The organism is Sphingomonas sp. MMS24-J13, assembly GCF_044905095.1.
GTDB lineage: Bacteria > Pseudomonadota > Alphaproteobacteria > Sphingomonadales > Sphingomonadaceae > Sphingomonas_I.
The window spans coordinates 3,520,901-3,534,473 of record NZ_CP173258.1 but is presented as its reverse complement, the minus strand read 5'-3'; the positions used below and the strand labels follow the sequence as shown (position 1 = coordinate 3,534,473).

Genomic DNA, 13,573 nt, shown 5'->3' with positions numbered 1-13,573 from the left:
TCTCCCATCCATGGTTGCTATAGGAGAATTGCCATATCATACGGGCATAAGCATTGTTAAGATTGCAATTTGATGTCTTATACATCAGAGTGGCGCGATGATCACCTCGCAACAGCTGCGTGCCGCACGTGCACTTCTCGGGCTCGACCAGCGCCAGCTCGCCGAGCTCGCCGGCGTTTCGCTTCCGACGATCCAGCGGATGGAGGCATCGGGCGGACAAGTGCGTGGCGTGGTTGATACGCTCGTGAAAGTGGTCTCTGCGCTCGAAGCGGCGGGAATCGAGCTGCTCGGCGAGAACGCCGCGAGCAGTGGGCTCGGCCGCGGCGTGCGGCTGCGCGAAACCGCGGCCGGCAGGGGCCGGGGCCCGCGAACCAACGTGACGGTGCTGTTCGATCGCAAGCCCGATGCGAGTGACGACGACAATGCTGCATGATGCGCGCCTGACGGCCTTCACCCCCAAGCTGATTACCACGGTCCGCGAAGGCTATGGCTTCGACCGTTTCAGCAGGGACGCCATCGCGGGACTGACCGTCGCTGTTGTCGCGCTGCCGCTCGCGATGGCGCTCGGGATCGCCAGCGGCGCCTCGCCCGACAAGGGCCTGATCACGGCGGTGATCGCCGGCTTCCTGATCTCTGCGCTCGGCGGGTCGCGCGTCCAGGTCGGCGGACCCACCGGCGCGTTCGTCGTCGTCGTATTCAACGTCATCGCGACGCACGGCTATGACGGGCTGGTGCTTGCGACGCTGATGGCTGGGGTGATTCTGGTCATCGCCGGCTATGCCCGGTTCGGGCAGTTCGTGAAGTTCATCCCGCATCCCGTCGTCACCGGCTTTACGGCGGGAATTGCGGTCATCATCGCGTCGAGCCAGGTGAAGGACTTTCTCGGACTGGCGATCGACAAGGTTCCGACAGACTTCGTGCCCAAGTGGCAGGCTTATCTGAGCGCCATCGGGACGATCCAGCCCTGGACGCTCACGGTCGGGCTGGGCTCGCTTGCGGTGATATTGGCGTTGCGCCGAGTGGCGCCGCGGCTGCCTGGATATCTTGTGGCCGTGATATTGGCCGCGCTCTGCGTCGCACTGCTGCATCTACCGGTCGATACGATCGGATCGCGTTTCCCGCATTTACCCAATGGGCTACCCGTGCCAGCGCTGCCGACGCTGTCGCTGGCCAAGGTGCAGGCGGTGCTGCCCTCCGCGTTCACCATCGCGTTCCTCGCCGGGATCGAGGCGCTGCTCTCGGCGGTGGTCGCCGACGGCATGATCGGGTCGAAGCACCGCTCGAATCAGGAGCTTGTCGGCCAGGGCATCGCGAACATCGCATCCGCGCTGTTCGGCGGGCTGCCGGCGACCGGCGCGATTGCGCGCACCGCAACCAACGTCAAGTCGGGTGCGGTGACGCCGGTCGCGGGAATGCTGCACGCCGCGTTCCTGCTGGTGTTCATGCTCGCCGCTGGCGGCCTGATGGCCTACATCCCGATGGCAGCGCTCGCCGCGATCCTGTTCATGGTGGCATGGGGCATGAGCGAGTACCGGCGGTTCTTTGCGCTGTTGCGCATGCTCAACGGTGATCGCGCAGTTCTGCTGCTGACGTTCGGCCTCACCGCGCTGGTTGATCTGACGGTTGCGATCGGGGTCGGCGTGACCGTTGCCTCGCTGCTGTTCATGGCGCGGATGAGCGGAACCGTGCGCGTCGACGCTCAGGGGCATCTGGTGAGCGAAGGCGACGACGAAGCCGAAGAGATCGGCCAGCGCGACGCGCTCCCGCCTGGCGTCGAGGTGATCCGCATCGACGGCCCCTTTTTCTTCGGCGTCGCGGGCGAATTGCTCGATGCGCTGCGACGGATCGGTCAGAACCCGCACGTAATCATCCTCAGGATGCGACGCGTGCCGTTCCTTGATGCGAGCGGTGTCGCGGGCTTCGTCGAGTTCGTGCATCAGGCACGGGCGACAGGTGTGCGGGTCATCGCTTCGGGCGCTGCCGACCAGCCCCGAGCCATGCTTACTCGCGCCAAAATGGGGCCGAGAGATGAACACTTGATCTACGCCGCCGACTTTGCAGAAGCGCTCCGGATCGCAGACTCGATCGTAAAGCAGGCCGAGATACCGGTGTGATCGGTCCTATACCAAGAGCCGAATGCCCGCCTGGGAGTTTGGCGTGGTAAGAGCGAGAATGTCAGCTCCTTTGAGAAACTGACATTTTGCGATCCGGTCGGAACGGCAGCATCGTCCCAAACCTCGCCGTTTAGCGCGGACCGTCCATTCTATTGCAAGCCCGGTGACGCACGATGAACGGATGTCCGCTCCAGGGTCGCGCGGATTGTCTCGCGACTGTCCGGTTATGGGTCTTTTCGGCTGCGGCGGTTAGCTTGGCGAAGTTCGCTAATTGCCCTCGGCTGAACAAAAATTGCCGGGCCGCAAACGGTCATTTTCGGCGCTAGGGGATGACCTGAAGCAATGTCCGAAGCTTGGAGCGCCCGAGCCAATCGAAAACCGATATTTTGAGCAACGTATAAATCGGGAGCTTAACCCGGCGAGTGTTCTCAATAGCCTGCTACAATGCTTATTGAAGCTAAATTTGATAGCTTCTTCTGATCGGGCAGATGCTGCAGCTGCCAGCCGTAATCGGCCTTGACTGTCAGATGGGACGCCCGGTTGAAGCGCAGACCGACGCCGGCGCTGGTCGCGCGGACGTGGGTCGACTGGCCGGTGTCGGGTTCCTTGTTCGACAGACTGGCGTAATCGAGGAAGGCCACCAAGCGCAAATGGGCGTCGCCCTTGCCGATCAGATCGGGGGTGCGCAGTTCGTTGGCGATGACGATGCCCTGATCGCCGTTGATCGCATTGGGTTCATAGCCGCGCAGCAAATCGACCCCGCCGACGCTCAATTGCTCGGTCTCGAGCAGCGGTCGGTTGCTGACCTGCCCGATCAGTCGCAACGACCAGGTCGCGTTGAGCGGCAGTGCAGTCTGGCGATCGAGTTCGGCGCGGAAATAGAGATAATTGGCCTTCGCGCCGAGGCGACCCGCCTTGGTGAGGGTCGGCTGGAAATCGGCGTCATGGTTGGCGCCCGATATGCCGCCGGGGCTGTAGGTAAGGGTCGCCGTCAGGCCGGTCGATCCCCAGGCATCGGGCCGCACTGCGGTGTAGGTTGCGAGGAACTGATCGATCTCGGTCTGCGCGTGCGAGACGCGCTGGCCGCCGAAATCGAGATTGTTGTTGGTGCTTTTGAAATCGAAGCCGATCTGCAGATCCTGCTTGATCGCGCCGATCCGGCTGAAGGCATGATCGTAGCGGATGCTCGCCTGGCCGGCCTTGCCGACTAGCCCGAAATCGGCGCCGATATTGGGCACGCTGCGCTCATAGACGCCGAACGCGGTGATGTGATCGCCCCATGCCAGCCGGGTCGACCAGATCAGCGAATGCCCCACGAAATTGGCGCGATCGGTGCCGTTGTCGTTCTTGTGGCCGGTCCAGAAATTGCTGCTGGTGGTGAACTGGTAGGAGAGCTGTTGGTCGGCGCCGAACGCCTTGCCCCAGTTGAAGCCGATGATCCAGCGATCGCGCCCGGTGACCTTCGGCCCCGAATTCTCGTAGCCGGCATAGGGACGGAACGGAAAACGATCGCGCGTTTCCAGCACCAGATCGGTGTAGCCGACCTCGGCGCTCGGTCGATAGACCAGCTCGACCCGCCGGAACGGATTGGCATTGACCTCGTCGAGCGCGTCGCTGACCTGTTGCGCCTCGACGATATCGCCATGATGAAGATCGAACGGCGCCTCGATCTGCTGCGCGGTGAACCAGCGATTGCCCTCGACCGAAAGCGTGCCGACGCGATATTCCATCACCACGATCTGGATCGTGCCGCTGTCGACATTCTGCTGCGGCACGATCGCCCTGACCAAAGGCCGGCCCTGCGCGGCATAGGCCGCGACCACCGCCTGGGTGATCGCATGCAGGCCATCGAAGCTCAGCGGCTTGCCGAGATATGCGCCTGCCGTCGTGCGGAAGGCGGGATCGGCGAGCGGATCGAGCCCGGCCGCACTGATGCCGTCGCCGCTTACCCCGTTTGGCTTCACCGCCTCGCGGCCCGGCACGAAGACCAGACCGTGGAGCGACGGGACCACGATCGCGCCGCCATGCTGTGCGGCCGTCGCGTCGGGCAAGGCGGGAGTGCCGGCCGTAGGGGCCGGGGTGGTCGGCACCGGCTTGGGCGCGATGCGATCGAAATTCTGCGCCGATAGCGGCGTCGTCACGGCGCAGGCGGCCAGGAGGCCCAAAGCGGTCCGGCTCGCGAAAGGAAGCTGTCTCACCGATATGCTCCTTGCGGGCTTTAGCGTTGCGGGGCGGCGAGCGGGGCAGGGCCGCTCGCGTCGAGATCGGTGCCCTGGGAGGCGCCGGTGGGGGCAGAAGACCAGTCACCACCCGCTTTAGGTGTCCTGTCGGCAGGCGCACCTCCCGAGACATAGGAAGGCCCGGTATCCGGCTCCGTTCGATAGGCGGGATCGGGATTGTTGTAGATGAAGTTGGTCACGAAATTGATCGGCGTCGAGCTGTCCTGGCTGTTCTGCTGCGTCGTGGGCAGGATGGTCAGCGTGCCGGGGACATAGGCGATCGTGTAATTGATCGACGTCTGGCCGCTGGCCGTGACGCCGTAGGTCCCGGGTGGACTGAGCTGCGTTGCCGTGGTCGCGTAGGCGAGCGTGCCACCAAGCGATGTCGCGCCATCGGTGCCGGCAAAGCCGCTATACCGCACGGTAAAGGCCGGGTTGCCGGTGTTGGGCAGGCGCGATGCATCGTTGACCGTCACCGTCAGTGCAGCGCGGTTGATGAGGCCGATCGCCGCCGACACCGACGACGACGCCAGCTTGTAATTGGCGGCGTCCGCGCCGCCGAGCGCGAGCGCGGCGACACTCACGGTCTTGCCGCTGCCGGCATCCTTCGTATCGTAGCTGCCGGTCGTGGTGGCGACGTTGACCGTATCGCCCGCCACCGCACCGCCGATCGTGTAGTTGCCCGCCGCCAGCGTCGCGACGGTGGTGCTGTCATAGGTTTTGGTCACCATGCCGGTCAGGCCGACGGTCAGCAGTGCCTGATCGATCGTGCCGATCTTCGCCGATGCCGTGGTCGCGCCAAGCTGGTAATTGGCCGCATCGGCACCGCCCAGCGCCAGCCCGGTGGCGCTGACGGTCTTGCCGCTGCCGGCATTCTTGCTGTCGTAGCTGGCCGAGGTGCCGGCGACCGTGATCGTGTCGCCCGCGATCGCGCCGGCCAGCGTGTAATTGCCGGCGGCGAGCGTGGCGGTGGTGGTGCCGTCATAGGTCTTGCCGACGGTGCCGGTCAGGCCGGCGGTAAGCGTCGCCTGGTTGATCGTGCCGATCTTCGCCGACGCCGACGTCGATGCCAGCTGGTAGTTGGCGGCGTCCGCCCCGCTTAGCGTCAGCCCGGTGACGCTGACGGTCTTGCCCGTGCCGGCATTCTTGCTGTCGTAGCTGCCTGCCGTGGTGGCGATCGCGACGGTGTCGCTCGCGATCGCGCCGGTCAGCGCATAATTGCCGGCGGCGAGCGTGGCGGCGGTGGTGCCGTCATAGGTCTTCGTGACGGCACCGGTCAGGCCGGCGGTGAGCGTCACCTGGCCGATCGTGCCGATCGCGGCCGAGAGCGAGGTCGCGGTGAGCTTGTAATTGGCCGCATCGCTGCCGCCGAGTGCGAGCCCGGTGACGCTGACGGTCTTGCCGGTGCCGGCATTCTTCGTGTCGTAGAGCCCGGCGGCCGGATCGTTGAGGGTGACCGTGTCGGTGCCGACCACGCCGGCCAGCGTGTAATTGCCGGCGGCGAGCGCGGCGGCGGTGGTGCCGTCATAGGTCTTGCCGATAGTGCCGGTGAGGCCCGCCGTGAGCGTGGCCTGATCGATCTGACCGATCGCCGCCGAGAGCGAGGAGGAGGCCAGTTTGTAATTGGCGGCATCGCCGCCGTTCAGCGCGAGGCCGGCGACGCTGACCGCCTTGCCGGTGCCGGCATCCTTGCTGTCGTAGAGACCGGCGGCCGGATCGCTTAGCGCGACAACATCGGTGCCGAGCACGCCTGCGAGCGTGTAATTGCCCGCCGCCAGCGTGGCGGTCTTCGTGCCATCATAGGTCTTGTCGACCGTGCCGGTGAGGCCCGCGGTGAGCGTGGCCTGATCGATCTGGCCGATCTTTGCCGAAAGCGAGGTCGCAGCCAGCTTGTAATTGCCGGCATCGCCGCCGCCGAGCATCAGGTTCGTGACGCTAACGGTCTTGCCGGTGCCGGCATCCTTCGTGTCGTAGAGGCCGGCAGTGGTGGTGATGGTGACCGCGTCGGTGCCGATCACGCCGCCGAGCGTATAATTGCCCGCTGCGAGCGTGGCGGTCCTGGTCGTGTCGTAGGTTTTGGTGACGGTGCCGGTGAGGCCGGCGGTGAGCGTCGCCTGATCGATCTGGCCGACCATTGCCGAAAGCGAGGTCGAAGCGAGCTTGTAGTTACCTGCGTCGGTGCCGCCGAGCGCGAGCCCGGCGACGCTGACGGTTTTGCCGCTGCCGGCATTCTTCGTGTCGTAGAGCCCGCTTGCCGGATCGTTGAGCGCGACGGCATCGGTGCCGATCACGCCGCCGAGCGTATAATTGCCCGCTGCAAGGCTGGCGGTCTTTCCGCCGTCATAGGTTTTGGTGACGGTGCCGGTGAGGCCGGCGGTGAGCGTTGCCTGATCGATCTGGCCGACCTTTGCCGAAAGCGAGGTCGAAGCGAGCTTGTAATTCGCCGCATCGGCCCCGCCGAGCGCGATATCGCTGACGCTGACGGTCTTGCCCGACCCGGCGTTCTTCGTGTCGTAGAGGCCGGCAGTGGTGGTGACCGCAACCGCATCGGTGCCGATTACGCCGCCTAGCGTGTAATTACCCGCCGTGAGCGTCGCCGCCTTTCCGCCATCATAGGTTTTGGTGACGCTGCCGGTGAGGGCGGCGGTGAGCGTCGCCTGATCGATCTGGCCGATCTTTGCCGATAACGTGTCCGATGCCAGCTTGTAATTGGCGGCATCGGTGCCGTTCAGGGCGAGGCCGGCGACACTGACGGTCTTGCCGGTGCCGGCATTCTTCGTGTCGTAAAGCCCGGCGGTCGGATCATTGAGGGTGACCGCGTCTTCGCCGATGACGCCGCCGAGCGTGTAATTGCCCGCTGCAAGCGTCGCGGTCTTGCTGCCGTCGTAGGTTTTGGTGACGGTGCCGGTGAGGGCGGCGGTGAGCGTCGCCTGATCGATCTGGCCGATCTTCGCCGACAGCGTGTCCGATGCGAGCTTGTAGTTGGCGGCATCGGTGCCGTTCAGGGCGAGCCCCGAGACGCTGACGGTCTTGCCGGTGCCGGCATTCTTGCTGTCGTAGAGCCCGTTCGTCGGATCGTTCAGTGTGACGGCGTCGGTACCGATCACGCCGCCCAATGTGTAATTGCCGGCGGCGAGCGTGGCGGTTTTGCTCGCGTCGTAAGCTTTGGTGACGGTGCCGGTCAGGCCTGCGGTAAGGGTGGCCTGATCGATCCGGCCGATCGTCGCCGAGAGCGATATCGTGGACAATTTGTAATTGGCGGCATCCGCGCCACCGATCGCAAGATCGGTGACGGTAACGGTCTTGCCGCTGCCAGCCGTTTTGGTGAGGTAGAGGCCACCGGTGGCGGTGATCGCGACCGCATCGCCGCCGATCACGCCGCCAAGTGTGTAATTGTCGGCTGCGAGCGTTGCGGTCTTCGTGCCGTCATAGGTCTTCGTGACGGTGCCGGTGAGGCCCGGCGTCAAGGTCGCCTGATCGATCTTGCCAATCATCGCCGACAGCGTGTCCGAGGCGAGCTTGTAGTTGGCGGCATCGGTGCCGTTCAGCGCGAGGCCGGCGACGCTGACGGTCTTGCCGGTCCCGGCATTCTTGCTGTCGTAGAGGCCGCTTGCCGGATCGTTAAGCGAAACGGTGTCGGTGCCGATCACGCCGCCGAGCGTGTAATTGCCGGCTGTGAGCGTTGCCGTCTTGTTGCCGTCATAGGTTTTGGTGACCGATCCGGCCAGACCGGCGGTCAGGGTCGCCTGATCGATCTGGCCGATCATCGCCGAAACGGAGGTCGAAGCGAGCTTGTAATTGGAGGCATCGGTGCCGCCGAGCGTCAGGTCGGCGACGCTGACGGTCTTGCTGCTCCCAGCATTCTTCGTGTCGTAGAGACCGGCGGTGGTGGTCACGGTCACCGCATCGGTGCCGATCACCCCGCCAAGCGTGTAATTGGCAGCGGTGAGCGTCGCGGTTTTGGTCGTGTCGTAGGTCTTGGTGACAGTCCCGGTAAGGCTGGCGGCGAGCGTCGCCTGATCGATCCTGCCGATCATCGCCGACAGCGTGTCCGACGCGAGCTTGTAGTTACCCGCGTCGGTGCCACCGAGCGCGAGCCCGGCGACGCTGATTGTCTTGCCGCTGCCGGCATTCTTCGTGTCGTAGAGGCCGCTCGCCGGATCGTTGAGGGTGACGGCGTCGGTGCCGATCACGCCGCCGAGCGTGTAATTGCCGGTGGCCAGCGTCGCGGTCTTCGATCCGTCGTAGGTTTTGGTGACGGTGCCGGACAGGCCCGCGGTGAGCGTCGCCTGATCGATCTGGCCGACCTTTGCCGACAGCGTGTCCGATGCCAGCTTGTAATTGGCGGCATCGGTGCCGCCGAGCGCGAGGCCGCTGACGCTGACGGTCTTGCCGCTGCCGGCATTCTTCGTGTCGTAGAGGCCGTTCGTCGGATCGTTGAGCGTGACCGTGTCGGTGCCGATTACGCCGCCGAGCGTATAATTACCCGCCGCAAGTGTCGCGGTTTTGGTCGTGTCGTAGGTTTTGGTGACGGTGCCGGTCAGGCCGGCGGTCAAGGTGGCCTGATCGATCTGCCCGATCTTGCCGCTGATCGACAGGAAATCCGGGGCCATGTGGTAGTTGCTGGCATCCGCCCCGCCAAGAACGACCTGGGCGATGGTCACGGTCTTGCCGCTGCCGGCGTCCCTGGTGTCGTAGGTGCCGGTGGTATTGACGATTGCGACGGTGTCGTCGGCCAGAACGCCCGCCAGATTATAGTTGCCGGCCGAGAGCGTCGCGGTCTTGGTGCCGTCATAGGTCTTGGTGGCGCTGCCGATGAGCGTGGCGACGAGCGTGCGTGTGTCGATCTGGCCTATCTTTGCCGAGAGCGAGCTTGCGGCGAGCCTGTAGTTGGCGGCATCGGTGCCGCCGAGTGCGAGACCGGCGACGCTGACGGTCTTGCCGCTGCCGGCATTCTTCGTATCGTAAAGCCCGCTGGCCGGATCGTTGAGCGTAACCGTATCGGTGCCGATCACACCGCCGAGCGTGTAATTGTCGGCGGTGAGCGTCGCGGTCTTCGTGCTGTCATAGATCTTGACGACCGATCCGGTCAGGCCGGCGGTCAAGGTCGCCTGATCGATCTTGCCGATCGTCGCCGAGGCCATCGTCGAGGCGAGCTGATAGCCGTAGACGGGCAGGGCGCCGTGCGTGACCGTGATCTGCAATCCGCTTGCGGTCACCGTTTTGGTGTCGGCGGCCGTCTTGCTGTCGTAGCGGGTGGTGCCGGTGATGGCCGGCGTCACCGTATCGCTGTTGACCTGGCCCGAAATCGAGAGGTTCGCGCCCGTCAGCGTCGCGCTGTCGCTGGTGTCGTAGGTCTTCTCGACTGTTCCGGTCAGGCCGATCGTGACCACCGGCGCCAGCGCGTAGAGGAAGGCGTTGCCGCTGGCCGCAGGCGTCGTGCCCGGGGCGGCTGCATATTGCAGGAAGCCCGGGGTCAGGCCGCCGGCATTGTCCGCCGCCGGATTGGCCGAATAGACCAGCCAGCGCCCGCCGGCGGCCGACAGCGCCGAAACGCCGCCCTGATTGACGAAGCTCGTGCCGGTCGAAAGCGTGATCGCATTGCCGCTGGCGGCGCTCGAGAGCGTGATGCCGCTGTCGATCTTGATCGCGCCGGCGGTGCTCGCGGCGATGGTGCCGGTGCCGCTGGTGATGACGCTGCGATCGAACTCGATCGCGCTGGTCCCGCCCGTTATTGCGAGCGAGCGGCCGGCTCCCAGCGTAACGCTGGTGCCGGTGGTCGAGTAAAGGAGATCCGCGCCCGAGAGCGAGCCGGCAGCGGTGGCGAGCTGCGACAGCGCCGTCGTCCCGCCATTGCCGACCAGCGTGACCGTATTGGCGAGCAGGTTCAGGCCCGTCGCCGTCCCGCCCGTCAGCGTTTCGGCCGCATTGGCCTTGACCGTATTGCCGACCAGCTCGGCGAAGATCTGCGATCCTGCCGCGATCGTGCCGCTGTCGAGCAGGAAATAATAATAGCCGCTCTGCGAGGTCAGCCCGTGCAGCTGCAGATTGCCGTTGACCGCGATGCCGACGGCGCTGCCGGCCGACGCGAGCGTGCCGGCGGAATCGCGGAAGGCGGTGCCGGCGATCACCTGCGGCGCGGTCGGATAGCGCCACAGCAGATAGGGATAGGATTTGCCGTCGAGGATCGCGAAGGTCGTGTCCGCGGCGTTGAAGCCCAAGGTCGCGAGCGTCGCTTTGTCCTGCGCCTGCGCGGTGGTGAGCCCCTGGCCTGCTGCGATGGCGGTGCCTCCCCCGGTGCCATTGGCCTGCCCCGACGCCGCCTTGTCCCAGAAGGACGAGGTCGAGACCGTGCCGCTATTGGTACCGACGAGGCCGCCGACGAGGGTGGCGCCACTGCCGGGCGTCATCGCTGCCGTGCTGAACGCCGCGGTGATCGTGCCGCTATTGTCGCCGGCGACCCCGCCGGCGCGCGCCGCGCCCGATCCGGTCGCGATCGTGGCCATATTGTAGGACTGGCTGATCTGACCGAGATTGCTGCCCGCGAGACCGCCGATCTTGACGTTGTCCGATCCTGCCTGAACGGCGTTGGCGCTGTAGGATAAGCTGATCGTGCCGTCATTTTCGCCGACGAGACCGCCGATGCTGGTGAAGCTCGCCGCGCTGGTGGTGATGCCGTTGCTGAAGGACTGGCTGATCGTCGCGCCATTGGCGTTGAGGCCGACCAGACCACCCGCGCTGTTGCCGATCGCGGCACCGGTGACGGTGGCGGTCGCGTTCGACAGGGTGATCGTGCCGTCATTCTCGCCGGCAAGGCCACCGATCGCATAGCTGCCGCTGACCGCACCCGAGCTCGATGCCTTGGTGAGCGAGCCGGTATTGACGCCGACGATACCCCCGAGGCTGACGCTGGCCGCATCGCCGGTGATGATGCCGGTGTTGGTGACCGCCGAGAGGCTGCCATAGCTCTGGCCGGCGATACCGCCGACGAAACTGTCGCCGGCGATCGCGCCGCTCTGCTGCGTCCCGCTGATCGTACCGTCGCTGCTGCCCGCGATACCGCCGACGAAGTTCGTGGCGGTTACGTCGACTGCGCCGATCAGGTTGGTGATACTGGCCGCCGCCGTATCGAGGCTGCCGACCACGCCGCCGACAAAGAAAGCGCCCGCGACCGTGCCGCTGACCAGCCCGCCACTGATCGTGCCGCGACTGCGCCCGGCGATGCCGCCGACGAAGTTGCCACCGGTGATGCTGGCGTTGGTCAGGGAAAGATTGTCGACAACCGCCGTCGCGCCGAGGTTGCCGAACAGGCCGACATTATCGGCCAGCGGCCGGTTTATGGTGAGTTGGTCGATCGCCCTGCCGCCACCGTGAAACGTGCCGGTGAAGGGTGTCGCCGCACTGCCGATCGGAGTGAAGCCGGCACCGCCATCCAGCGTCGCCGATGTGCTTGCATCCAGCACCAGCGCGCCCAGCAGATAATTGCCGGACAAGTCGTTATGGACATTCTGCAGGTCGGTCAGGCTGTTGACCAGCATCGATGCCGACAGGGTCGCGCCGTTACTGCCGGCCAGGACCTGTGCGGTATAACCAGCACTGCCACCCGTATAACCGACGCTGCTCGTGTAGCGCGTCGCGTTGACGGTCGCGTGGGAGGCGCCATCGAGCGGGTTATAGCCGATGCGTACGATGCCCGAACTGTTGCGGAAATCGACGATGCCGCTGCCCTGGAAGACCACCGTGCCGGTGCCGGTGCCGCTATTGTCGGCGAGCAGGTTGAGGCTGCCGGCAACGACATGGCCGGTCGACCCGTTGGCGATCGTGACGCCATTGCCGACGATGATGTCACGATAGGCGCTCAGCGTCAGGTTGGCGCCGGTGTTCCATGCGATGTTGCTGGCGACGGTCAGGTCGCCGGTGCCGCCGGTCCCGGTTACTCTGGTCAACTGCAGGACGTTGCTGCCCACGGCCAGGCTGGTCTGGATCGTGCCCGCCAGCGCGGCATCAATGGTGAGGCTGTCGGGATCGAGCGTCCATGTGCCGCCGACCCCCGCGTCGATCTTCGCCCTGCCGAGATCGAGCGACTGAGCGGAGGTTTCGATCTGGCCGCCCGCTCCGCCGGTTCCGCGCGCTGTCAGGGTCGCTTCGGCCTTGATCGAACCGGTTTCGCTCGTGAGCCAGATATGCCCGTCGCGATATTCGGTCCCGGTGGCGCTGATCGCGCCGCCGTCGTTGCCGGCAAGCGCATAGATATTGCCGTCTGCCGATCGCAATTCGGCTTGTGCCGCGCTGATCGTGCCGCTGTTGGTGAGATCGCCGCCGCCGATCTGGACGTAGACGCGTTGATCGCTGCCGCTGTCCTTCAACAGCACCGACGATCCGGTCGCGAGCCCCACCGTGCCCTGCGCCGCCGCGATCGCGCCCTGATTGGTGACCTGTCGCGCGATCAGGAAGACGTCGCCGCCTTGCGCGGAGATCGTGCCGAGATTGACGATCTGCGCCGATGAATTGCCCGAGAAGAGGAACGATCCCCCGGTCATGAAGGAATCGTCGGTCAGCGCCAGCGTGGAGGCGAGGAAGCTCCCGCCGACATTCACCTTCGCATCCTTGCCGATCAGAATGCCCGATGGATTGATCAGATAGACGCTGCCGGTCGCGCTGAGCGTGCCCAGCAATTCGCTGCTGACGCCGCCGGTAACGCGGTTGAGCGTCGCGCCCGCTCCATTGTTGATCGTGACGGCGGCGGCGCTGCCGATCGAGAAGCTGTTCCAGTTGATGATCGCGCGCGTGGTCGATTGGTTGACCTGCATGCCGGCGCCGGACTGGCTGATGCTACCGCTGCCGGCCGCGAACTTGCCGCCGGTCGGAAGTTGAAGCGCAGCAGTCTGCGCCCGGAGTGGAGTCGCGGCCGAGACCGACAGTCCAAGGCCGGCGACAAGCGCCAGCATAGATGCAGAACTGGCAGTCCGCCGCCGCAATGCAGTCAAAGAAAGCAAGCCGCCGCTGTTACGCTCGGACACCTTGTCGCCCCCCGTGTGGCGGGCGCGCAACCGAATCCCGGCGCGGAACCCCCCTTTTCCCCGCGCCAAGATTAACGTGCTGAAAGAAAATGGCAAATTGCCAACTTGACCGGCAAAGCCCGCCAAGCCGATGCTAACTATATGATTTTGGCTAAATTACACGAAAAGTTCCATTGACTCCCAAAGTGGGTCGAAAAAAAAGTTTACGATAGATGAACAA

General features: G+C 65.1%; 4 protein-coding genes. 2 read left to right on the top strand and 2 right to left on the bottom strand.

Annotation, left to right across the window (positions count from 1 at the left end; all coding sequences use genetic code 11):
• Window positions 1–97 precede the first annotated feature (97 nt).
• Window positions 98–433, top strand: a complete 336-nt coding sequence (locus AB4Z44_RS16085; protein WP_404710698.1) for a helix-turn-helix domain-containing protein — start codon at window positions 98–100, stop codon at window positions 431–433.
• On the top strand, window positions 423–2,114 hold the full coding sequence (locus tag AB4Z44_RS16080; protein ID WP_404710697.1) for a SulP family inorganic anion transporter: 1,692 nt from the start codon (window positions 423–425) through the stop codon (window positions 2,112–2,114). Before AB4Z44_RS16085 ends, AB4Z44_RS16080 begins: the two co-directional genes overlap by 11 nt.
• Before the next feature lie 428 nt (window positions 2,115–2,542).
• Here AB4Z44_RS16080 and AB4Z44_RS16075 read toward each other — a convergent pair whose 3' ends face one another.
• Entirely contained in the window at window positions 2,543–4,312 is a 1,770-nt protein-coding gene (locus tag AB4Z44_RS16075; protein WP_404710696.1) for a ShlB/FhaC/HecB family hemolysin secretion/activation protein, read from the bottom strand.
• A 20-nt stretch (window positions 4,313–4,332) separates the two neighbouring features.
• Window positions 4,333–13,281: a YDG domain-containing protein gene (locus AB4Z44_RS16070; protein ID WP_404710695.1), complete on the bottom strand. Its 8,949-nt coding sequence runs from the start codon at window positions 13,279–13,281 to the stop codon at window positions 4,333–4,335.
• Window positions 13,282–13,573: the final 292 nt, after the last annotated feature.